Origin of the sequence: Mycobacterium sp. SMC-11 (assembly GCF_046250095.1) — a bacterium.
In the GTDB taxonomy this organism is placed as follows: domain Bacteria; phylum Actinomycetota; class Actinomycetes; order Mycobacteriales; family Mycobacteriaceae; genus Mycobacterium; species Mycobacterium heraklionense_A.
In genome coordinates, this window is sequence record NZ_CP176430.1 from 4288616 (window position 1) to 4309454 (window position 20839).

General features: G+C 67.4%; 21 protein-coding genes. 5 read left to right on the forward strand and 16 right to left on the reverse strand.

What is annotated here, in order from left to right; translation table 11 throughout:
- Positions 1-86 precede the first annotated feature (86 nt).
- From lsr2 to ftsH, 13 genes are all read right to left on the reverse strand, one after another.
- A complete protein-coding gene (gene lsr2 / locus ACKY0X_RS20340; RefSeq protein WP_024442366.1) occupies positions 87-422 on the reverse strand; it encodes a histone-like nucleoid-structuring protein Lsr2 in 336 nt (111 codons plus the stop codon).
- Between the two features lie 115 nt (positions 423-537).
- Entirely contained in the window at positions 538-2061 is a 1524-nt protein-coding gene (lysS, locus tag ACKY0X_RS20345; RefSeq protein WP_409427465.1) for a lysine--tRNA ligase, read from the reverse strand.
- Between the two features lie 51 nt (positions 2062-2112).
- Complete coding sequence (locus tag ACKY0X_RS20350; protein ID WP_409427466.1) at positions 2113-2925, reverse strand: type III pantothenate kinase; 813 nt, start codon at positions 2923-2925, stop codon at positions 2113-2115.
- 2 nt (positions 2926-2927) lie between these two features.
- Entirely contained in the window at positions 2928-3344 is a 417-nt protein-coding gene (gene panD, locus ACKY0X_RS20355) for an aspartate 1-decarboxylase (protein ID WP_409427467.1), read from the reverse strand.
- Positions 3344-4279, reverse strand: a complete 936-nt coding sequence (gene panC, locus ACKY0X_RS20360) for a pantoate--beta-alanine ligase (protein ID WP_409427468.1) — start codon at positions 4277-4279, stop codon at positions 3344-3346. Before panC ends, panD begins: the two co-directional genes overlap by 1 nt.
- The gene (locus ACKY0X_RS20365; protein WP_409427469.1) at positions 4276-5178 is read right to left on the reverse strand and encodes a Rossmann-like and DUF2520 domain-containing protein; all 903 of its coding nucleotides are present in this window, start codon (positions 5176-5178) and stop codon (positions 4276-4278) included. The genes panC and ACKY0X_RS20365 overlap by 4 nt, the downstream gene beginning before the upstream one ends.
- A 128-nt stretch (positions 5179-5306) precedes the next feature.
- On the reverse strand, positions 5307-6671 hold the full coding sequence (locus tag ACKY0X_RS20370; protein ID WP_409427470.1) for a DUF6779 domain-containing protein: 1365 nt from the start codon (positions 6669-6671) through the stop codon (positions 5307-5309).
- A gap of 129 nt (positions 6672-6800) precedes the next feature.
- The gene (locus tag ACKY0X_RS20375) at positions 6801-7286 is read right to left on the reverse strand and encodes a DUF3180 domain-containing protein (RefSeq protein ID WP_409427471.1); all 486 of its coding nucleotides are present in this window, start codon (positions 7284-7286) and stop codon (positions 6801-6803) included.
- Positions 7286-7804: a 2-amino-4-hydroxy-6-hydroxymethyldihydropteridine diphosphokinase gene (gene folK / locus ACKY0X_RS20380; protein ID WP_409427472.1), complete on the reverse strand. Its 519-nt coding sequence runs from the start codon at positions 7802-7804 to the stop codon at positions 7286-7288. Before folK ends, ACKY0X_RS20375 begins: the two co-directional genes overlap by 1 nt.
- The gene (gene folB / locus ACKY0X_RS20385; protein WP_409427473.1) at positions 7801-8190 is read right to left on the reverse strand and encodes a dihydroneopterin aldolase; all 390 of its coding nucleotides are present in this window, start codon (positions 8188-8190) and stop codon (positions 7801-7803) included. The genes folK and folB overlap by 4 nt, the downstream gene beginning before the upstream one ends.
- On the reverse strand, positions 8183-9019 hold the full coding sequence (gene folP, locus ACKY0X_RS20390; protein WP_409427474.1) for a dihydropteroate synthase: 837 nt from the start codon (positions 9017-9019) through the stop codon (positions 8183-8185). Before folP ends, folB begins: the two co-directional genes overlap by 8 nt.
- Positions 9016-9594 carry a GTP cyclohydrolase I FolE gene (folE, locus tag ACKY0X_RS20395; protein ID WP_065040509.1) on the reverse strand — a complete coding sequence of 193 codons (579 nt, stop codon included), beginning with the start codon at positions 9592-9594 and terminating at the stop codon, positions 9016-9018. Before folE ends, folP begins: the two co-directional genes overlap by 4 nt.
- Positions 9595-9610: 16 nt before the next feature.
- Positions 9611-11998, reverse strand: coding sequence for an ATP-dependent zinc metalloprotease FtsH (gene ftsH, locus ACKY0X_RS20400; protein WP_409427475.1), 2388 nt, complete (start codon positions 11996-11998; stop codon positions 9611-9613).
- Positions 11999-12137: 139 nt separating this feature from the next.
- Between ftsH and ACKY0X_RS20405 the strand changes: the two genes are divergently transcribed.
- Genes ACKY0X_RS20405 through ACKY0X_RS20415 form a run of 3 tightly spaced genes read left to right on the forward strand, consistent with a single transcriptional unit; the run spans position 12138 to position 15330 of the window.
- Positions 12138-13112 carry an alpha/beta fold hydrolase gene (locus ACKY0X_RS20405; protein WP_409427476.1) on the forward strand — a complete coding sequence of 325 codons (975 nt, stop codon included), beginning with the start codon at positions 12138-12140 and terminating at the stop codon, positions 13110-13112.
- Positions 13109-14314, forward strand: coding sequence for an LLM class flavin-dependent oxidoreductase (locus ACKY0X_RS20410; RefSeq protein WP_409427477.1), 1206 nt, complete (start codon positions 13109-13111; stop codon positions 14312-14314). Before ACKY0X_RS20405 ends, ACKY0X_RS20410 begins: the two co-directional genes overlap by 4 nt.
- The gene (locus ACKY0X_RS20415) at positions 14314-15330 is read left to right on the forward strand and encodes a zinc-binding dehydrogenase (protein WP_409427478.1); all 1017 of its coding nucleotides are present in this window, start codon (positions 14314-14316) and stop codon (positions 15328-15330) included. Before ACKY0X_RS20410 ends, ACKY0X_RS20415 begins: the two co-directional genes overlap by 1 nt.
- On the opposite strand, the gene ACKY0X_RS20420 is transcribed toward ACKY0X_RS20415, so the two are convergent.
- Positions 15320-16198 carry an SCO6745 family protein gene (locus ACKY0X_RS20420; protein ID WP_409427479.1) on the reverse strand — a complete coding sequence of 293 codons (879 nt, stop codon included), beginning with the start codon at positions 16196-16198 and terminating at the stop codon, positions 15320-15322. The two genes, ACKY0X_RS20415 and ACKY0X_RS20420, sit on opposite strands and share 11 nt — an antisense overlap.
- Before the next feature lie 65 nt (positions 16199-16263).
- Here ACKY0X_RS20420 and ACKY0X_RS20425 point away from each other — a divergent pair, with 65 nt between their 5' ends.
- The gene (locus tag ACKY0X_RS20425) at positions 16264-17004 is read left to right on the forward strand and encodes an SIMPL domain-containing protein (RefSeq protein ID WP_065040505.1); all 741 of its coding nucleotides are present in this window, start codon (positions 16264-16266) and stop codon (positions 17002-17004) included.
- Positions 17005-17135: 131 nt separating this feature from the next.
- Complete coding sequence (locus ACKY0X_RS20430; RefSeq protein ID WP_409429716.1) at positions 17136-18647, forward strand: HNH endonuclease signature motif containing protein; 1512 nt, start codon at positions 17136-17138, stop codon at positions 18645-18647.
- A 305-nt stretch (positions 18648-18952) separates the two neighbouring features.
- Here the strand turns inward: ACKY0X_RS20430 and gjpA are convergent, their stop codons facing one another.
- A complete protein-coding gene (gene gjpA, locus ACKY0X_RS20435) occupies positions 18953-19807 on the reverse strand; it encodes an outer membrane porin GjpA (protein WP_409427480.1) in 855 nt (284 codons plus the stop codon).
- A 131-nt stretch (positions 19808-19938) separates the two neighbouring features.
- On the reverse strand, positions 19939-20757 hold the full coding sequence (locus ACKY0X_RS20440) for a class I SAM-dependent methyltransferase (protein ID WP_409429717.1): 819 nt from the start codon (positions 20755-20757) through the stop codon (positions 19939-19941).
- Positions 20758-20839: the final 82 nt, after the last annotated feature.

A 20839-nucleotide genomic window follows, 5' to 3' on the forward strand; every position in this document is an offset into this window, starting at 1 on the left:
TCCTACGTCGAGCCTCGCTGAACCGCGGGGCTCATGCGGCGGTCCCAGCGTCACCTCTCCTACGTCGAGCCTCGCTGAACCGCCGACTAGGTTGCGGCGTGGAATGCGTCGATGATGTCGGCCGGGATACGCCCGCGGGTCGACACATTGTGTCCGTTACGGCGAGCCCATTCGCGGATCGCGGCGCTCTGCTCGCGGTCGATGGTTCCACGGCGACCGCCGCCGGAGCGGCCACGCCGGCGGCCCCCGACCCGACGGCCCGCGTCGGCCCACTTCTTCAGTTCTGCGCGCAGTTTCGTAGCATTCTTGCTTGAAAGGTCGATCTCGTAGGTCACCCCGTCCAGGCCGAATTCGACCGTTTCGTCGGCGGCACCCTCACCATCGAAATCATCGATCAAGGTGACGGTCACTTTTTTCGCCATTGGTACCCCTTGGTTAGCTTTCGTGCACGCAATCGTTGCGCAAGCCGTATTCGACCTCGCCGACTAATCTGCCATAAAAATACGCCTGCTTCAACACAACAGGCTTCGGCGCAGTTCAGTTACCTTGACGACGAACAATCGGAAACAAAACGGTGTCTCTAATTGATAGGCCCGTCAAGACCATCAACAGGCGGTCGATACCCATTCCGGTACCTGTGCAGGGCGGCATCGCATGTTCCATCGCCGCCAGGAAGTCCTCGTCGAGCGCCATCGCCTCGTCATCTCCGGCGGCCGCTGCGCGGGCCTGGGCAGCGAAACGGTCGCGCTGCACGACCGGGTCAATGAGCTCGGAATAGCCGGTGGCCAGTTCGACCCCGCGCATATAGAGATCCCACTTCTCGGTGACGCCTTCGATGCTGCGATGCTGGCGAGTCAGCGGCGTCGTCTCGACCGGGAAATCCCGAACGAATGTCGGGGCACTCAGAGCATGGCCGACAGCATGTTCCCAGAGTTCCTCGACCAGTTTGCCGTGACCATAGCCGCGATCTTTGGGTATTTCCACGCCGAGTCGATCCGCGATCGCCCAGAGGTCGGCCACGGAGGTGGCGGGGGTGATCTCCTCACCAAGTGCGGACGACAACGATGGATACATTTCAACCGTCGCCCATTCACCGTCAATGTCATAGATGCTGCCGTCGGGCAGCGGCAGTTGACGCGTCCCGATCACCTCATCGGCGACCTCTTGAATAATCTCGCGGGTAGCCAGTGCCGAGTCGTCATAGGTGCCGTAGGCCTGGTAGGTCTCCAGCATCGAAAACTCGGGCGAATGCGTGGAATCGGCGCCTTCATTCCGGAACACCCGATTCAGTTCGAAGACCCGGTCGAACCCACCGACAACGCATCGTTTCAGGAAAAGTTCTGGTGCGATTCTCAGGAAAAGGTCCGCGTCGAGGGCGTTTGAATGGGTGACGAAAGGCCGGGCGGCCGCTCCACCGGCCAATGTCTGCAGCATCGGCGTTTCGACCTCAAGGAATCCGCGACGCTCAAGAGCGTTGCGCACCGCGCGAATGACCGCGATGCGCTGGCGGGCCACCGTACGCGCCTCCGGCCGGACGATCAGGTCGACGTAGCGCTGCCGGACCCGCGACTCCTCGCTCATCTCCTTGTGCGCCACCGGCAGCGGACGCAACGACTTGGAGGCCATCTGCCAGGAATCCGCCAACACCGACAGCTCGCCGCGGCGGGAGCTGATCACCTCGCCGCGCACGTAGACGATGTCACCGAGGTCGACGTCGGTCTTCCAGGCCTCGAGCTCCTGCTCCCCGACACTGGCGAGGCTGATCATCACCTGAAGCTGGGTGCCGTCGCCCTCCTGCAGGGTCGCGAAGCACAACTTGCCCGAATTGCGCGCGAATACCACTCGCCCCGCGACGCCGACGACGTCGCCGGTGGCGGTGTCGGCGACCAGGTCCGGGTAACCGGCCCGGATCTGGGCGAGCGTGTGGGTACGGTCCACCGCCACGGGGTAGGGATCGCGGCCTTCGGCCAGCAACCGAGCCCGCTTGTCGCGGCGGATCCGGAACTGCTCGGGGAGGTCGGATTCGTCCTGCGTGTCGGGGGAAACATCGGCGGAGCTCACGACCCGCCAGCTTAGAGGAACAGGGGCTACAGAACGAAAAGCCGGCGGCGCTCAGCGCGCCGGACGGAGCCTGCCCCGCTGGCTGTCCCGGTTGCGTTCGAACACCAGCCGCAGTCCGTCCAGGGTCAGATTGGCGTCATGATGGTCGACCGTCTCCAGGTCGGCCAGCAACAGCGGTGCGGAGTAACCCGTGGCCACCACGGTCACGTCGTCCCCGGCGCCCGCGGCCTCCTCGCGAACCCGGCGAACCAGACCGTCGACCAGACCAGCGAAACCGTAGACCGCACCGGCCTGCATGCATTCGACGGTGTTCTTACCGATCACCGAGCGCGGCCGGGTGAGCTCGACCCGACGCAGGCCGGCGGAGCGGGCAGCTGCTGCGTCCGAGGAGATCTGGACGCCGGGCGCGATGGCACCGCCCAGGAACTCCCCCTTGGCCGAAACCACGTCGACGCAGATCGACGAACCGAAGTCGACGACGATCGCTGCCGTCTTGAACTTGTGAAACGCGGCCAGCCCGTTGACGATCCGGTCGGCGCCTACTTCCTTGGGGTTGTCCACCAGCAGCGGGATCCCGGTGCGTACCCCGGGCTCGATCAACACGGCGGGGACCGACGGCCAGTACTGGTCGAGCATCAGCCGAACTTCGTGCAGCACCGACGGGACTGTGGACAGCGCGGCGGCACCGGTGAGTTGTTCGCCGTCGTCGCCGATGAGTCCATCCAGAGTCAGTGCCAGCTCGTCGGCCGTGATCTCCGCCTCGGTCCGAATCCGCCACTGTTGCACAACGTTTCCGTTGTCACCGGAACCGGAGATCAGGCCGATGACGGTGTGGGTGTTGCGGACGTCGATCGCCAGCAGCACGGTTAGCGCACACTTCTGGGCGAAAGCAGGTCCGAGACATCATCGGGCACGAACGCCGGGTCGTCGCCGAGATCCACCTGCTTGTTCTCGGCGTCGACGAACACGATCCGCGGCCGGTAGGCACGAGCTTCGGCGTCCTCCATGGTGCCGTAGGCGATCAGGATGACCAGGTCGCCGGGGTGCACCAGATGCGCTGCCGCACCGTTGATTCCGATGACACCGCTGCCCCGCTCGCCGGTGATGGCGTAGGTGACCAGCCGGGCGCCGTTGTCGATGTCGACGATCGTGACCTGCTCACCCTCAAGCAGGTCAGCAGCGTCCATCAGATCGGCGTCGATGGTCACCGAGCCGACATAGTGCAGGTCAGCATGAGTGACCGTGGCACGGTGAATCTTCGACTTGAGCATCGTCCGAAACATCAATTCCTCCGGGTTTGTGCGGCTAACGCCACGTCGGCGTCGATGGGAAGTCCGAGCGTGATCGCCGCGTTGTCGAGCAGTCGGGTCGAGCCGACCCGGGCGGCGATCAGCAGGCGTCCGGCTCCATCGGCGGGCGCCGGTCCGAGGTCGACGCCTCGAACCTCCAGGTAGTCGACATCGACGGCAGGTACCGCGGACAACACCGCCGCGGCGGCATCCAGGGCCGCTTGGGCTCCGGCCGCGGCCGCACGCTCACCGGCAGCCAGGGCGGCCGACAGAGCCGTCGCGGCTTCGCGCTGCGCGGCATCGAGGTAACGATTGCGCGAAGACATCGCCAGACCGTCGGACTCGCGCACGGTGGGCACGCCCACCACCGTCACGTCGAGGTTGAGGTCGGTGACCATCTGGCGCACCAAAACCAACTGTTGATAATCCTTCTCCCCCAAGAACACCCGGTCGGGGTTGACGATCGACAGCAGTTTGCAGACCACGGTGAGCATGCCGGCGAAGTGGGTCGGACGCGCCGCCCCTTCGAGTTCGGCTCCCAGCGGTCCCGGGTGCACGGCGGTGCGCGGGCCGTTCGGGTACATGGCCGCGGCGGTCGGCGTGAAAACCAGGTCGACCCCGGCGGCGCGCAGCGCAGCCAAGTCGTCGTCCAGGGTGCGCGGGTAGGCGTCGAGGTCCTCGCCGGCGCCGAACTGCAGCGGGTTGACGAAGATCGACACCGCCACCACCGAACCGGGCACCCGCTGCGCCGCGCGAACCAGCGACAGGTGACCTTCGTGCAGGGCGCCCATGGTCGGCACCAGCATCACCCGGCGACCGGTCGACCGCAGCGCGCGGCTGACCCGGGCGACATCGTCCGGGCGCTCATAGACGTTGAACCCGCCGGCGGTAAAGGTGGGCTGCGCGCCCGGGACCGTATTCGAGCTCATCGAGCCAGCACCTCCAGCACGTCGTCGGCGGCACCGGCGCGGTGCGCCGTGCGCAGGGCATTGGTGCGATAGGCCTCGGCCAGGTCGGGGTTCACCGCGGACAGCGCCCGCAGGTGCCGGGCCAGGGTGGCCGAATCGCCACGGGCCACCGGACCGGTCAGCGCGGCCCGACCGTCACGCAGGGTGTTGGCCAACGCGGCGCGTACCAGCGGTCCGAGCACCCGCTCGGCGATACCGTCGGGGTCGTCGGCCACGGTCGAGCCGAGCCGCCCCGGCAATGCCGCCCGCAACGCCGCCAGCGCATCGTCGATGACGGTGACCACGTGGTTTCCGCCGTGGCAGAGCGCGGCGTGGTAGAGGGTGCGGGCGGATTCCTCGACCCGGAACGGCTCAGCGCCGATCTCGAGCGTCAGCGCCTCGGCGATGGCGAAGCCGATCTCGTCGGCCGCGGTAATACCGAAACAGCTCTCGGACAACCGGTCGATGTCCTCATCCGAGCCGGTGAAGGTCATCGCGGGATGGATGGCCAGCGGCAGGCAGCCCTGCTCGGTCAGCGGCGCAAGCACGCTGATCCCGGTGGCCCCGGAGGTGTGCACGACGATCGTGCCGGCGCGCACTGCGCCCGTGGCGGCCAGACCGGACACGATGCCGGCCAGTTCGGTGTCGGGGACCGCCAGCAGCAGCAGTTCCGCATCCGCGGCGACATCGGGTGCCGGCAGGATCAGACTGTCGGGCAGCCGGCGCTGGGCCCGCTGCCGCGACTCCTCGGAGATGGCACTGCACGCCACCACCACATGCTCGACGCGCTCCAGCGCGACACCGAGTGCGGTGCCGACGCGGCCGGCCGAGATGACGCCGACCTTGAGCCGGGCGGGCCGCAGTCCGTCGAACTGCGCCATGCAGACGACCTCACAGGTTCTCGTGGTTTTCGTTCCAGTCCCGCGTTGCGGGTACCGGACGGTCGCCGGTGAGTCTATCCCGATCGGTCCCGGTGCTGCGAGTGACGTTGGTCGCAGTTAACCGTGGATCAGTCCTCGCGGCGGCGGTGCCGGCGACCTTCGGTCGGGGTGGGCTGCAGCCGCGCGAGCAAGTCAGCCACCGACTGACCGCCGGTGCTGGGGCCGTCAGCGCTACCGTCCGCGCCGGCGGAATGCCGGGACGCGGCCGGACCGTGGGCGGGAGCTGCCGGCTCGGCCGCCTGCGGCTCAGGCTCAGTGACTACCGGCGGTGCCGGGTTGACCGGAGTCGGCTGAACTTGTTCGTCGGCCGGATCCGCCGCGTGCCGAGAGCGCGCCCGACGGCGACCCCCGCCCTCGTGGCGTGCCGGTTCGGCGCCGTTCACTGGACCGGCGGCGGATTCGGCCGGGCCGGAGTGGCGACCGTGGCGGCTCGGCGCTTCGGTGTTCTGCTCGGAGACGCCGTGCCGTCCGGTTTCCGCCGGAACATCCGCAGACCAGTGGCTGCCGGGAGCACCCGGCGGCAACCATTCCCCCTCGGCGCCAACGGGTTTCCAGGACGGGGTCGGCGCTGCAGCGCGGGGAGCGGGCTGCGGGACCGGTGGCGGCTGCGGCGGCTCCGGCTCACGGCGGGGTTCGGGCGCGACGAAGGGCTGCGGCGGCTGGGCCCAGCGGGCGGCGGCCGGTTGTGACGGCGGCGTCTCCTCTGGGGGCCGGGGTGATTCGTCGGCGCTACGGCGATGCGAACCGCGGCGGCCCTCGACGTGCGGCGCCTGCGGTTTCTGCGGAGCCTGGGGCGGGGGGCTCCCGGCGGCCGGGATCCGGACCTCCGGAACGTCGATGATCGGGTTCTCCGCGGTCTCGGTGACTGAGTCCGGCGCGTAGCTCGTGGCGGCCGACGACGCGACCCGGGTGGCGCCGGTGTGGGGCTGCTCAGCGGAGCGCGCCCAGTCGCTGTAGGCCCGAACCGGGGTGCGCTCAGGTTCGAGAGCCGGCCGGTGACTCAGATCGGCATCGAAGAGAATCTCCAGGTTGGTGCGCAGCGCGGACAACTCGGCGCGCAACGCCGCGACCTCGTCGGCGGCCTGTGCCCGCAGTTCCGAGGCCAGTTCGCGGCGCAGCTGGGACTCCACCGTCAGTTCATACTCGCGCCGCGCGGAAATCTCCCGGTCCAGTTGCAGGTCGTAGACCAGCTTCAGGTCTCGGGCCCGGGCCTGGTCCACATCGCTTTGCCGCCGATAGATCACCGAGACGAACGCCGCCGCGACCGCGGCCCACAGCGCGATAATGACAGCGAGTTTGAGCAGCTCCACCCGACTGGTGAACACCAGCGCCGAACTCGCGGCGATCGCGAGGATCAGCAACGCCGTCATCAACGTCCAGCCCGGCCTGCGAACTCCACGCCGACCCGGGGCGCGGGACAGGACCGAATTCATCTGCGCCGCTCTCCCCCCCAAGCGGGAGGTGCCCCCTCCTCGCCGCTCTGTCGGGTACCGCTGCTGGCGCGCATTGCCCGACTGTACCTGTACGAGGTCATTCCGCGTGTCGCCCCACTCCGGCGATTCTTACCCGGGTTGGTTTCCGGTCAGCTCGGTGGGCGGGCCCGGATCGTGCGGCGACTTGCAGCGGTTCTGCAGCCATAGCGCGGCGATGAGCAGAGCCAGTGCGCTGGCCGCGGCGACCACGGCGCCGCCGGTGTCCTGGGCCGCAACCTGCAGCGTGGATCGGCGCGGCAGCAGATAGCCGAGCACACCCAGCCAGAAGCCGAGCACCAGCGCACCCATCCAGGCCGACGCCTTGGCGACCACCACGGTGCGAGCCACCGCGAGCGGATGCAGCCGGCCGGCCCCTGCACCGATCTGACCGTCGTCGATCTTCGCGCCGACGTAGCGGCCCCAGGCCCCCTCGGCGATCGCGACCGCCAGCAGCGATATCCCGGTCCACACGGTGATGGGCGGGAACCATCGGTACAGCAGCGGGACCGCCAAGTAGCTGATGATGGCTACCGCGGCTGCCGCGGCGGCCACGTCACGTTTGCGAGTCGGGCCCATCAGAGCTGCAGCACCAGGTCGGTCGGCGACACTCCGGCACGCTCCGCCGGTTCCAGCTCGTCGAGCAGGTCGGTCACCGCACGCGGACGGCCGGCTACCGTCAGTCGTGCCTCCGGATCGATCGATAACCACGGCACCAGGACGAATGCCCGCAGATGGGCCCGAGGATGGGGCAGGGTCAGCTCGTCGTCGTCGGACAGCACCTCCGTCCCGTGTAGGTCGTGGCAGCTGATCACGTCGACATCCAGGGTCCGCGGCCCCCAGCGCTGCGTGCGCACCCGCTCGGCCGCCTGTTCCAACTCGTGCGCGCGGCGCAGCCAGACTTCTCCGTCGGCGGCCGGGTCGTCGACGATCAGCACCGCGTTGAGGAAGGGCCCCTGTTCGACTCCGCCCCAAGCTTCGGTCTCGTACACCGCCGATACCGCGCGCACCGCGGGGCTCAGGCCATCAACTGCCGACTGCAGCAGGGCCAATCGGTCTCCCAGGTTGGACCCCACCGACAGAACCGCGCGCGTCATGCCGGCACCACCTTGCCGCGACGGTCGGTGCGTGAGCGCCGGGCCACCACCGCAACGTCGGCGAAGGTGAGCGGGATCGGGGCGTGTGGCTTGTGCAGCGTCACCTCGACGGCCTGCACCCGCGCGTCGCCCATCACCTCCTCGGCGATCTCTGCGGCGACGGTCTCGATGAGATCGCGAGCCGGGCCCGCGACGATATCCGCGGCCCGCTGCGCCAGCTGTCCGTAGTCGTAGGTGTCGGCCAAATTGTCGCTGGCCGCCGCAGCGGTGAGGTTCATCCAGACCGTGATGTCGACGATGAAGTCCTGACCGTCGACACGCTCGTGCGCGAACACACCGTGGTTGCCGCGAACCTTCAAGCCGCGCAACTCGATCCGATCAGTCATCGCTTGCGCCTCCTTGACTCCAGGCTTCCAGGACCCGTAGCGCGTCGACCGAGGCCCGCACGTCGTGCACCCGCACGCCCCAGGCGCCGTGCAGCGCGGACAACGCCGATACCACCGCGGTGGCCGTTTCGCGCTCGTCGGGCGGCCGCGGGGTGCCGTCCTCGCTCGCCAGCAGCGTACCGAGAAATCGCTTGCGTGACGCGCCGACCAGCACCGGTATGCCGAGGCCGACCAATTGCGGCAAAGCATGCAGCAGTGCCCAATTGTGTTGCGCGGTCTTCGCGAAGCCCAGACCCGGATCGACGATCAACTGCGCCGGATCGACGCCGGCGGCCACCGCCGCGTCGACGGCGGCGAGCAGATCCCGGCGGACCTCGGCGGCGATGTCGCCGTAGCACGGCACCTGATGCGGATTGTCGGGATCAACCGGCCGCCAGTGCATCAGCACCCATCGGGCACCCGAAGATGCCAACAGCGGAGCCATGGCGGGGTCCGCCGCTCCCCCGGACACGTCGTTGACGATCGTGGCACCGGCGTCCAACGCGGCTTCGGCGACGGCGGCGTTCATCGTGTCAATGCTGACCGTAATGCCTTGGTCAGCAAGTTCTTTCACCACCGGAATCACTCGCTGCGCTTCCGCCCGCGGATCGGTGCGCAGCGCGCCGGGCCGGGTCGATTCGCCGCCCACGTCGATGATCGCCGCACCCTGGCCCGCCAGCTCGCAGCCGTGCTCAACGGCGCGATCGACGTTGAGGTAGCGCCCGCCGTCGGAGAACGAATCGGCGGTGACGTTGACCACCCCGACGACCAGCACGCGTGTCTGGCTCACTTGCGCCGAATGAGTTCCAGGGCCTCAGCGCGCGACGTGCTGTCGGTTTTGAACTGCCCGCGGACCGCCGACGTGGTGGTGATCGCACCGGGCTTGCGCACTCCGCGCATCGCCATGCAGAGGTGCTCTGCCTCGACCACCACGATGACACCGCGCGGATTCAGTTTGCGCATCAGGGCGTCGGCGACCTGGGCGGTCAACCGCTCCTGTACCTGCGGCCGCTTCGCGTAGAGGTCGACCACCCGCGCCAGCTTGGACAGACCGGTGATCCGGCCGTCGTAGCCGGGGATGTAGCCGACGTGGGCGACGCCGTGAAACGACACCAGGTGGTGCTCGCAGGTCGAGTAGAGCGGGATCTCCTTGACGATCACCAGCTCTTCGTGCTGCTCGTCGAAGGTGGTCTCCAGCACCGCGTCGGGGTCGGTGTAGAGCCCGGCGAACATCTCCTGATAGGCCCGCGCAACCCGAGCCGGGGTGTCGAGCAGACCCTGGCGATCGGGGTCTTCGCCTACCGCGATCAGCAGCTCGCGCACGGCGGCCTCAGCCCGCGCCTGATCGAAAATTGCCGACGTCATCGTCGACCCCGCTTTCTCAGTCACCGGACGGCTGCTCGGACCGGTTGTTCTCCGTGCCGTGACCGCCGCCGTCCGCTTCACCGGACGATGCCGGCGGTGGCGGTGGCTGACCCGCACCGGGATACGGCTGGGGCTGGTGCTGATAGGGCGGGTAGTGCTGAGCGGGCGGGTAGGCCTGCTGCGGCCAGTGCTGAGGCGGGTACCAGTAGCCGCCCTGCTGCGGGGCCTGCGCCTGCTGCTGCGAAGGTGGCCAACCGGGCGCGTGCCAGCCTGCCGGGGCCCCGTAGTCGGGTTGGGTGCCCGCGTCACCGCCGGCGGGCACACCGTTGCTGCCGTTGGGGCCGGATTCGCCTGCCCGGGCGGCCGCCTCGCGCGACGCCTGAGCGATGGCGGCCTTGAACGCCGGCTCCGGCTTCGGCTGCGGCCACGGCTCGCCCCGCTCGATGGCCAGCTCACCGGGGGTCTTGATCGGCGGCTTGTCGGACGGGACCCGCCCGCCGAAGTCGTCGAACGCGGTCAGCCGGGGCCGCTTGTTCACGTCGCCGAAGATCTTCTCCAGGTCGGCGCGGTGCAGCGTCTCCTTCTCCAACAACTCGCCGGCCAGCACGTCCAGGACGTCGCGGTATTCCGTGAGGATCTCCCAGGCCTCGGTGTGCGCGGCCTCGATCAGCTTGCGGACCTCGTCATCGATGTCGCGGGCCACTTCGTGGGAGTAATCCGGGGTGGTGCCCATAGCGCGGCCCACGAACGGGTCGCCGTGCTCGCTGCCGTAGCGGACTGCGCCGAGCTTGGCGCTCATGCCGTACTCGGTGACCATGGCGCGTGCGACCGCGGTGGCCTTCTCGATGTCGGAGACTGCGCCGGTGGTCGGCTCGCGGAACACTAATTCCTCGGCGGCGCGCCCACCCATGGCGAAGACCAGCTGGGCGATCATCTCCGAGCGGGTGCGTAGCCCCTTGTCCTCTTCGGGCACCGCGACCGCATGCCCGCCGGTACGGCCGCGGGCCAGGATGGTGACCTTGTAGACCGGGTCGATGTCGGGCATCGCCCACGCCGCCAGGGTGTGGCCGCCTTCGTGGTAGGCGGTGATCTTCTTCTCGTGCTCGCTGATGATCCGGCTCTTGCGGCGGGGACCGCCGATCACCCGGTCCACCGCTTCTTCCAGTGCCGCGCCGGTGATCACGGTGCCGTTCTCGCGCGCAGTCAGCAGCGCGGCCTCGTTGATCACGTTGGCCAGGTCGGCGCCGGACATACCGACGGTGCGCTTGGCCAGCCCGTCCAGGTCCGCGTCGGGTGCGATCGGCTTGCCCTTGGAGTGCACCCGCAGCACCGCGCGCCGCCCCGCGATGTCGGGGTTGGTCACCGGGATCTGACGGTCGAAGCGGCCGGGCCGCAGCAGTGCGGGGTCGAGGATGTCGGGCCGGTTGGTGGCCGCGATCAAGATGACCCCGGCGCGCTCGCCGAACCCGTCCATCTCCACCAGCAACTGGTTGAGGGTCTGCTCACGTTCGTCGTGCCCACCGCCCAGTCCAGCGCCGCGCTGGCGGCCGACCGCGTCGATCTCGTCGACGAACACGATGCAGGGGCTGTTCTGTTTGGCCTGCTCGAACAGGTCCCGTACTCGGGAGGCGCCGACACCGACGAACATCTCCACGAAGTCCGAGCCGGAGATGGTGAAGAAGGGCACGCCGGCCTCACCGGCGACCGCGCGGGCCAGCAGCGTCTTGCCGGTGCCGGGCGGGCCGTAGAGCAGCACGCCTTTGGGGATCTTGGCGCCCAGCGCCTGGTAGCGACCCGGGTTCTGCAGGAAGTCCTTGATCTCGTAGAGCTCCTCGACCGCCTCATCCACGCCGGCGACGTCGGCGAAGGTGGTCTTGGGCATGTCCTTACCCAGCTGTTTGGCCCGCGATTTGCCGAAGCCGAAGCCCATCCGGGCGCCGCCCTGCATTCGGGAGAACATCACGAACAAGCCGATCAGCAGCAACATCGGCAACATGTAGATCAGCAGTGAACCGAGCAGGCTGCCCTGGTTCACCACGGTGTTGATCTCGGCCTTCTTGGCCGTCAGCGCGGTATAGAGCGGAACTGCGTACCCGGTCGGGTACTTGGTGATCAGCTTGTCGACCTTCTCGGCCCGGCCAGGCTTGTCGGCTTTACCCGCCTTGCTGGCTTTGTCGGTCACCTCAACGCTGGTGAGCGGGGTCTTCAGGACCAGGCGCAGCTGTTGCTCGCGGTCGTCGAGCTGGGCGCTCTTGACGTTGCCACTGTGGATCTGGGCCACCGCCACCGAGGTGTCGACCGGCTTGTATCCGCGGGTGTCATCGCTGAAATAGAAGAACGACCAACCGAGCAGCAACACCACTGCGATCGCGGTTACGGTGCGGATCACGTTTTTGCGATTCATCAGACATCGGCCGGGCGCGGCCAAATCCTTCCAATACATGCAGCTGGGCATGTTCAGGCTACCGTCCCTTGCGGTTAACCTGCCTGGCCGGACTCGGGAACCCTGTTCGATAGCGGTCCGGTTGTGCTTTGGTGTGACGGTGGCTCCCGCAATCGAACGAGCAACTCAACGATTTGTCGACACCAACGGCGTGACGCTGCGGGTCACCGAGGCGGGCGAGAGAGGCGCCCCGGTGGTGTTGCTGGCCCACGGATTCCCGGAATTGGCCTTCTCCTGGCGCCATCAGATTCCGGCACTGGCCGACGCGGGATTCCACGTACTGGCACCCGATCAGCGCGGATACGGCGGCTCTTCACGACCGGACGAGATCGTGGCCTATGACATGGCAGCGCTCACCGGTGATCTGGTCGGCCTGTTGGACGACGTCGGCGCCCAGAGTGCGATCTGGATCGGCCACGACTGGGGCGGCTCCGTGGTGTGGAGCGCCGCGCAGCTGCACCCGGACCGGGTGGCCGGCGTGGTGGGGCTCAGTGTGCCGCCGGTGCCCCGACCGCAAGCCCCTCCGACGGAGGCGTTCCGCAATATCTTCGGCGAGAACTTTTTCTACATGCTCTATTTCCAGGAGCCGGGCGTGGCCGACGCGGAATTGGATTCCGATCCGGCGCGCACCATACGCCGGATGATGGGCAGCCTCAGTCCGGGCGATCGCGAATCGGCATTGCTGATGACGGCTCCCGGGCCGATGGGCTTCATCGATCGGCTTGCCGAGCCGACGGCGCGTCCGGATTGGATCAGCGCCGACGAACTGGACCACTACATCGCCGAGTTCACCCGCACCGGGTTCACCGGCGGACTGAACTGGTATCGCAACCTCGACCGCAACTGGGAGATCATGACCGCTCCGCCCGCCGCCACCATCGACATTCCCACCCTGTTCATCGCCGGGTCCGCCGATCCGGTGCTGGCCTTCACGCGCCGCGACCGCGCCGCCGAGCTGGTGACCGGCCCCTACCGCGAGGTGATCATCGACGGCGCCGGACACTGGCTGCAACAAGAGCGGCCCGACGAGGTCAACGCGGAGCTGTTGGACTTCCTGAGCGGGGTACAGCTGTGACCGCCCGGCCGCTGCGTTTCGGCGTCTTCATCACCCCCTTTCACGCGCTGGGTCAATCGCCAACGGTCGCACTGGAATACGACCTGGAGCGCGTCGTCGCCCTGGACCGGCTGGGCTTCGACGAAGCGTGGTTCGGCGAGCATCATTCCGGCGGCTACGAGCTGATCGCCTGCCCCGAGGTGTTCATTGCCGCCGCTGCCGAACGCACCAAACACATCCGGCTGGGCACCGGCGTGGTTTCGCTGCCGTATCACCACCCGTTGATGGTGGCCGACCGCTGGGTACTGCTGGACCACCTGACCCGCGGCCGGGTGATGTTCGGCGCGGGACCGGGCGCGCTGCCCACCGATGCTCACATGATGGGCATCGATCCCGTCGAGCAGCGCCGGATGATGCAGGAGTCCCTGGAGGCGATCCTGGCGCTGTTCCGGGCCGAGCCGGGCGAATTGATCACTCGCCATTCGGACTGGTTCACCCTGCGTGACGCAGCCCTGCACATTCGCCCCTACACCTGGCCGTATCCAGAAGTCTCTGCAGCCGCGATGATTTCGCCGTCCGGGCCGCGGTTGGCCGGTGCGCTGGGCACCTCACTGCTATCACTGTCGATGTCGGTTCCGGGCGGGTTCGCGGCCCTGGAGAACACCTGGGAAGTGGTGCGCGACCAGGCCGCCAAGGCCGGCCGCGAGGAACCGGACCGGGGTGACTGGCGGGTGCTGAGCATCATGCACATCGCCGACACCCGCGAGCAGGCGGTGGCCGACTGCACCTACGGACTGCAGGACTTCGCCAATTACTTCGGCGCAGCCGGGTTCGTACCGCTGGCCAGCGAAGTCGAAGGCTCGCCGCAGACGCCGACCGAGTTCGTCGAGGCCTACGCCGCGGCCGGGAGTAGCTGCATCGGCACCCCCGATGACGCGATAGAACACATCACCGGCCTGCTGGAGCGCTCCGGTGGCTTCGGCACCTTGCTGTTCCTGGGGCATGATTGGGCCTCACCCGAGGCCACGTATCACAGCTACGAGCTGTTGGCCCGCAAGGTGATTCCCCACTTCAAGGGCCAACTCACCGCACCTAAGGCATCACACGAATGGGCCCGGGGCATGCGCGACACACTGTTCAGCCGGGTCGGCGAGGCGATCACGAACGCCGTCGTCGAGCATGTGGCCGAGTCCGCGCCCCCCGACACGAATAGTTCGCACTGATGCGCGCGGCGGTGCTGCGCGACGGGCGGATGATCTACCGCGACGACGTGCCAGAGCCGACGCCGGGTCCGGGCCAGGTGCTCGTTGCGGTAACTGCCTGCGGCATCTGCGGATCCGACCTGCATTTCACCTCGCACGGCGAGCAGGTGCTGGCCGCGACGCAGGCCATGTCCGGCAGCCCGTCCTCGCGGGCATCGATCGATCTGGGCGCCGACATCTTCATGGGTCACGAATTCAGCGCAACAGTGCTCGAAGCCGGCCCCGGCACCGATACCTTTCCCGCCGGAACGCCCGTTACCTCTATCCCGGTGCTGTTGGCCGCCAAGGGTATTGAACCAATCGTCTATTCCAACACCACGTTGGGCGGCTACGCCGAGAAGATGCTGCTGTCGGCTCCGCTGCTGGTGCCGATCCCCAACGGGCTGGATCCCCGCCACGCCGCATTGACCGAGCCGATGGCCGTGGGACTGCATGCGGTCAACAGATCCGACATCGTGGCCGGCGAGACGGCGCTGGTGTTGGGCTGCGGACCGATCGGGATGGCAATCGTCGCAGCCTTGCGCACCGCAGGGGTGGAAGACATTGTGGCCGCTGATTATTCGCTCGCCCGGCGAGACCTTGCGACGATCATGGGCGCGCATCGCACCCTCGACCCGGCGCAGGGGTCGCCGTTCGACACCGTCACCCCGAACGTGGTCTTCGAGGCGGTCGGCGTGCCGGGCATCATCGACGACGTGCTGCGGCGCACGCCGGCGCGCAGCCGCCTGGTGGTGGCCGGAGTGTGCATGGAGCCCGACACCGTGCATCCGTTCTACGGCATCGCCAAGGAGATCAGCGTGCAGTTCGTACTGGCCTACGAGCCGGCAGAGTTCGCCGCGTCACTGCGGGACATCGCCGAGGGCCGGATCGACGTGGCTCCGCTGATCACCGGCGAGGTCGGACTCGACGGTGTGGGCACCGCTTTCGACGAGCTGGCCGACCCCGGTCGGCACTGCAAGATCCTGGTTACCCCTTAGCCGAAGCGCCCAGCCACGCCTGCGGGAAGCCACCGGCGTCGACCAGCTGCTTCGACCACCCGCCCACCAGTTCCACCAATTCGCCGAAGTCGTCGCCGAGACGGGCCACGATCGGAGCACATGCCGCGTCGGTCGCCGTCTCGACCGCCTCGCGCGCGGCGCGTCCGGCATCGCTGAGCACGCCGTCGCGCGCCAGACCGCGCTCGGCCAACCGGGCCTCGCCCCCGGACAAGTCGTCGTCGCTCCACGCCCGGGACCGGACGTAGGTGCGCGGCGGGAATCCGCGGTAGAGCTCGGTGATCAGGCCAATCTCGACACCATCGAATCCCGCTGCCACCCAGGCGTTCACGTGCGCGTCGCCACGGAATTCGCGCAGCTGGTCAGCCAACAGCCAGGCATCGGTGAGCGGCTCGCCGACCAGCCCGTCGGCAACCAGCCCGGCGAACAGCGGCTTGCCCGCCACCGAGAGACCATCGGCAGCGCGGCGCAGCAATTCCGCCGCGCGCTCGATGCCGTCAGGGGCTGCTCCCAAGACCCGACGCAGCTGAGCCACCGCACCTTCGGTACGCGCCGCCCGGATGGTCGGCGCGTCGGTCAACTTCCAGCCGTAGCCGACGGCGGGAACGACCACCGCCGGATTGAACACCCCGAACGTCGCGGCGATCACGTCGCCGGGCGCCTGCCCCAGCGCGGAGCCGCGGCTGCAGAAGTACGCTGGCCCGTCCGGCATTTCGACCCCATCGGTTGTTGCGGGGCTGGCACCGAAACCGAGCGCCGCGTAACCGCGGTGACACTCCGGGGAGAAGTACACCTGGCCGGCGAACGGCTCGATGGCGCTGGACAGTGCTCGCGACGGTGCGGAGGTCATCACCTCAGTGTGCCGCATGGGCCTTTTCCGCCGGTGTGTGCGTCGTCTCCGATAGGGTGCCAGTCATGCCGACACACAGTGCCCGGATGGTTCTCCGCTGGTCGATGACGATGGCGCTGGCCGGCGTGGCCGCCCTCGCAATGGCCGGCTGCGATGCCGCGCCGGGCGGCGGAACGGACATCCCGCGCCAGGTGACCGTGGTGGGCACCGGCGAGGTCCAGGGAATTCCGGACACGCTGACCACTGAGGCGGGTATCGAGTTCGTCGCCGGAGATGTCACCAGCGCGATGAACCAGACCAGCGAGCGTCAGCAGGCGGTGATCGACGCACTGGTGGATGCCGGTGTGGACCGCAAGGACATCAGCACCACCCAGGTCAGCCTGCAGCCGCAGTACGGCAATCCCGACGCCAGCGGGTCGGCCAACATCACCGGCTACCGGGCCGGCAACACCATCCGGGTCAAGGTCGAGCGCGATTCCGCCTCCCAGGTCCTGGCGGTGATCGTGCGAGCCGGCGGGGACGCCACCCGGATCAACGGGGTCAGCTACTCCATCGAGGACGATTCGGCGCTGGTGCGTGGCGCCCGGGAGCGGGCCTTCAACGACGCCAAGGACCGCGCCGAACAATACGCCCAGTTGTCGGGCCTGCGCCTCGGCCAGGTGATCTCGATCTCCGAGATCGCTGGCGAGACGCCGCCGACGCCGGTCGGGATGCCGATGCCCCGCGCGATGGCCGCCGCTCCCCCGGTCGAGCCCGGTCAGCAGACCGTGAGCTTCACCGTGACCGCGGTCTGGGAGCTGAGCTAAGACTCCTAACCTTCTGATCCGTGGTCGGATCACTCTTTAGTCCTTCCGACCGTGACGGCAGTTATCCACAAATGGCGGCCCTGTCAGAAAGTTTGAGTCAGTGGAATCCGCTATAATCGAACGTATGTTCGATCAGTCGGCGGGTTCCGTCTCCGGAGTCGGTGGCGCGGCTTAGTGAGCTGTTTGAGCGGCGGTATCCGTCGGTGACGTCGGAGTCGGCGGCGTTGGTGGATCGGGTGTGTGTGTCGGCGCGGGCGGAGAATCGGGCGGCGGCGGCGCAGTTGGTGGCGATCGGGGAGTTGTTTGCGCTGCGGTTGAGTCGCTGTGGTGAGACCGAAGTGTGGGCGGTCGATACCGAGGCGGCGGTGGCTGCGGAGGTGGCGGCGGCGTTGCGGATCAGCCAGGGGCTGGCGGCTAGTCGGTTGCATTACGCGCGGGTGATGCGTGAGGAGTTGCCGCAGGTGGCCGAGGTGTTCAAGGCCGGCGATATCGATATGCGGTTGTTTCAGACGATCGTGTATCGCACCGGGTTGATCACCGACCGGCAGGTGCTGGCGGTCGTTGATGGGCAGTTGGCGGCGCAGGTGGGTCGGTGGCCGTCGCTGACCAGGAGTCGGTTGGCGGCAAAGATCGACAAGATCGTGGCCCAGGCCGATGCCGATGCGGTGCGCCGCCGCAAAGAACGCCAAGCCCAGCGCGGGGTCGGCTTCAGCGATCAAGAGGGTGGGCTCACCGAGATCTACGGCAGCCTGTTCACCACCGATGCCCGTGCACTGGACAAGGCGCTGGATGCGTTGGCCGCCACGGTGTGTGAGCACGATCCGCGCACGCGTGAGCAGCGGCGTGCCGATGCGATGGGGGCGTTGGCGGCGCGGGCCGATCGGCTGGGTTGTCGCTGCGGGCGCCCGGACTGTGCGGCGGGAGGGCGGGCGGCGGCCTCACCGGTGTTGATTCATGTGATCGCTGAGCGGGCCAGCGTCGATGGGACTGGGGTTGCGCCGGGCTCGTTGGTCGGGGCCGAGGGGTTGATCCCGCCGGAGGTGGTTGCTGAGCTCGCCCGATCGGCCCGGTTGGTGTCGTTGGTGCATCCCGGCGATGCTCCGCCGGAGCCGGGGTATGTGCCGTCGAAGGCGTTGGCGGATTTTGTGCGGTGCCGGGATATGACGTGTCGTTGGCCCGGTTGTGACCGCCCGGCGCTCGACTGCGATCTGGACCATACGATTGCCTACGGTGACGGTGGGCCCACGCATGCGTCGAATCTCAAATGTTATTGCCGCACCCATCATTTGGTGAAGACGTTTTGGGGGTGGCGAGATCAGCAGTTGCCCGATGGCACGGTGATCCTGACGTCGCCGTCGGGGTGCACTTACGTCACCACCCCGGGCAGTTCGTGGCTGTTCCCGTACTTGTGCGTGCCCACCGGGGGCCTGCCGACACCGCGGCAGCGCGTCGATGACCGCTGTGGTGAGCGCACCGCGATGATGCCCCGCCGACGGCGCACCCGCGCCCAACACCGCGCGGCCCGTATCGCTACCGAACGCAACCAGAACCGCAAGGCCCGCGAAGCGCGACACGCTGCATTCGACGCCGTCTGGTTCCCCAAAGCCACCGCCGCCGCAGACGACGACCCACCACCCTTCTAACGGGACCCGTTGGTTCGGGTTGCGAGCGTGGGAACTTGCAACCACCGACAGTTGCTGGTCGTGGGATCGCCTCGCCTGCACCGGTGCCGCTTCGCCAGGCAGAACGCTCCGCCGTCGCCACATGGATTCGGCGACTCGCCGTCCCAATCATCGGTCACCGCGATGAAGCGAATCGGCAAAGTCTTCGGCGAGTACACCTCCGACAGCTCGGCGATGATCCCGAATTGAAAGGGAGTCAGAGGCGGGCGTACCAATGATGCTGAGGGCGCCCGCCTCCGTCGCTCACCTGACGAACACTCCGTTCGTCAGCTCATCCCGCCCGCAAACATTTCGACGAGGCTGACCAACGACGCGATGAGACCAACGCCCTCACCCGGGGCCGAGTACGGCATTCCCATCCCTACCATCTGCAGGTCGAGACCGAGCGAGTTGTAGATCGAACCACCGATGCTGCCGGAATCTGTTACTCCGGGTGTGAAAAGACCGCCGAAATCGAAGCTGGCCCCGAGGACCGCATTGCCTTCCGGGACCTGCAAAGCGTCGTTCAACATCGGAACCAACGCATCAAGGTTCAGAGTGGCCCCGTTGAAGAACGCGCCGACCATGTTCGCGGGCGTGGCCAACAGTTCTTGCAGCGCCGCCTCAAAATCACTGTCACCAACACTGTCGATGATCGACCCGATGCTGTTGATCAGCTCCACTCCGGGACTGAGCAGCGGGCCGACCAGTCCCATCAGCACGCCGCTCAACGGCGACGACAAGAGCGTCAGGATCGTGGCCGCGGGCTCGGCGGCTTCTACCGGCACGACCCCCATGCCCATGTCCATTCCGGCCAGGTACTGCAGACCCCAAAGATGGCTCCAGTCCAGAGTTTGTGCCGCCAGTTCCGAGCCCTCGGGGGTAGCGACGTCGACACCGAGGAAGGTCACCGCGGCAAAAGCCTCTTGCAGAGAACTTGGGAACCCGAAGTCAGCATCTTTGATTGCGTCGAAGATCTGGGTGGCGTTGGCGAGCGTGGTGTTGAAAACGTCAACCCATGGCCCGAACAGGTCGAGTGACGCGGTCAGTTGCACGGACGGCGGCGCTGAGACGGGAAGCGCTGGCATCACTGGGTTTACCGCGATCAATCCGGAAACGGCCAGGGCAGTTCCTCCGGCCATGAGGCCACAGAAGTCGATGCGGGGTACAAGGTAGTGAGAGTCACGAGACGGTGTCATGCCTAGTTTGTCGCGCGGCAGATGAGGTTGGTTCCTGCTTCAGAAGAGATTCTGAAGTGACGTACATCTAATTTTCAGGGCCGACCGAACTCGACGAGAGTGGTCGGCGCACGAAACCTCGCCAGACCACGCGTACGGTAGATCAGCGGAACCGCCGCGCCAAGCACCCTGCCCCGTCCGCGCGGCATGCCGAGCTCGGAGACGGCCCTGACCCCGGGCACCGCACGCAGTTGGTCGTAGTCATTTGCAGTGAACCAGAACGGCATTGGTGGCGCTGTGTAGTTGTCGCTGAGCTTGAAGCCACGGCGCGAGCGTGAGTAGGCACTCAACAACCTCGGCACACTGTCGAAGATCATCCGCCCGCCGGGAAACCTCCGGGCGCAGGCGGCGAACAGCTCGAACACCGCGTCGCGGTCCAGGTACTGCAGCAGCCCTTCGGCCGTGATCAACACATCGGCGGAATCGCCAACCTCGTCCATCCAGGAGTAGTCGAGCGCCGACTGGGCACAGTACCGCAGCCGGCTCGATTCTGGTAACAGCTGCTGTCGCAGCCGAACCACAGGCTGCAAATCCACCGAAAGCCAACGTAACTGACCGTTGTCGACCCGCCAGAAGCTGGTCTGCAAACCCTCGGCAAGGGCGACTACGGTGGCGCGCGGATACACCGCCAAGTATTCGCGCGTGGCCTGGTCGAACACCAACGCCCGCATCGCGGTGGCCTGGTGAGTCCTGCCGAAATCGGCGTAGTCGTACTCAAGGCTGTTGAACAGCTCGATCGCCATCGGGTCAACGATCAGCCCGTCAGACCGCTTCGCCTCGGCTGCCCGCTGATACAACGTCAGCAGCGCGGTCTCCGATATCCCATCGAGATGACGAGCGTCAATGACTGGCACGCCTTCAGACCGTACCCGCCGGACCCCCGCGGGTCGCTGCGAGAAATCTAACCGCAATCGACCGGAACTTTTCGATTCCCGT

Bases quoted from the DNA above. Each gene is read 5' to 3' on its own strand.
- ACKY0X_RS20420 (WP_409427479.1), bottom strand. From the start codon at position 16,198: ATGACCTCCGCACCGTCGCGAGCACTGTCCAGCGCCATCGAGCCGTTC.
- ACKY0X_RS20425 (WP_065040505.1), top strand. From the start codon at position 16,264: ATGCCGACACACAGTGCCCGGATGGTTCTCCGCTGGTCGATGACGATG.
- ACKY0X_RS20365 (WP_409427469.1), bottom strand. From the start codon at position 5,178: ATGGCGCAGTTCGACGGACTGCGGCCCGCCCGGCTCAAGGTCGGCGTC.
- folE (WP_065040509.1), bottom strand. From the start codon at position 9,594: ATGACGTCGGCAATTTTCGATCAGGCGCGGGCTGAGGCCGCCGTGCGC.
- panD (WP_409427467.1), bottom strand. From the start codon at position 3,344: ATGTTTCGGACGATGCTCAAGTCGAAGATTCACCGTGCCACGGTCACT.
- folB (WP_409427473.1), bottom strand. From the start codon at position 8,190: ATGACTGATCGGATCGAGTTGCGCGGCTTGAAGGTTCGCGGCAACCAC.
- folK (WP_409427472.1), bottom strand. From the start codon at position 7,804: ATGACGCGCGCGGTTCTGTCGGTGGGGTCCAACCTGGGAGACCGATTG.
- ACKY0X_RS20370 (WP_409427470.1), bottom strand. From the start codon at position 6,671: ATGAATTCGGTCCTGTCCCGCGCCCCGGGTCGGCGTGGAGTTCGCAGG.
- ACKY0X_RS20415 (WP_409427478.1), top strand. From the start codon at position 14,314: ATGCGCGCGGCGGTGCTGCGCGACGGGCGGATGATCTACCGCGACGAC.
- panC (WP_409427468.1), bottom strand. From the start codon at position 4,279: ATGAGCTCGAATACGGTCCCGGGCGCGCAGCCCACCTTTACCGCCGGC.
- lsr2 (WP_024442366.1), bottom strand. From the start codon at position 422: ATGGCGAAAAAAGTGACCGTCACCTTGATCGATGATTTCGATGGTGAG.
- ftsH (WP_409427475.1), bottom strand. From the start codon at position 11,998: ATGAATCGCAAAAACGTGATCCGCACCGTAACCGCGATCGCAGTGGTG.
- ACKY0X_RS20375 (WP_409427471.1), bottom strand. From the start codon at position 7,286: ATGGGCCCGACTCGCAAACGTGACGTGGCCGCCGCGGCAGCCGCGGTA.
- gjpA (WP_409427480.1), bottom strand. From the start codon at position 19,807: ATGGCCGGAGGAACTGCCCTGGCCGTTTCCGGATTGATCGCGGTAAAC.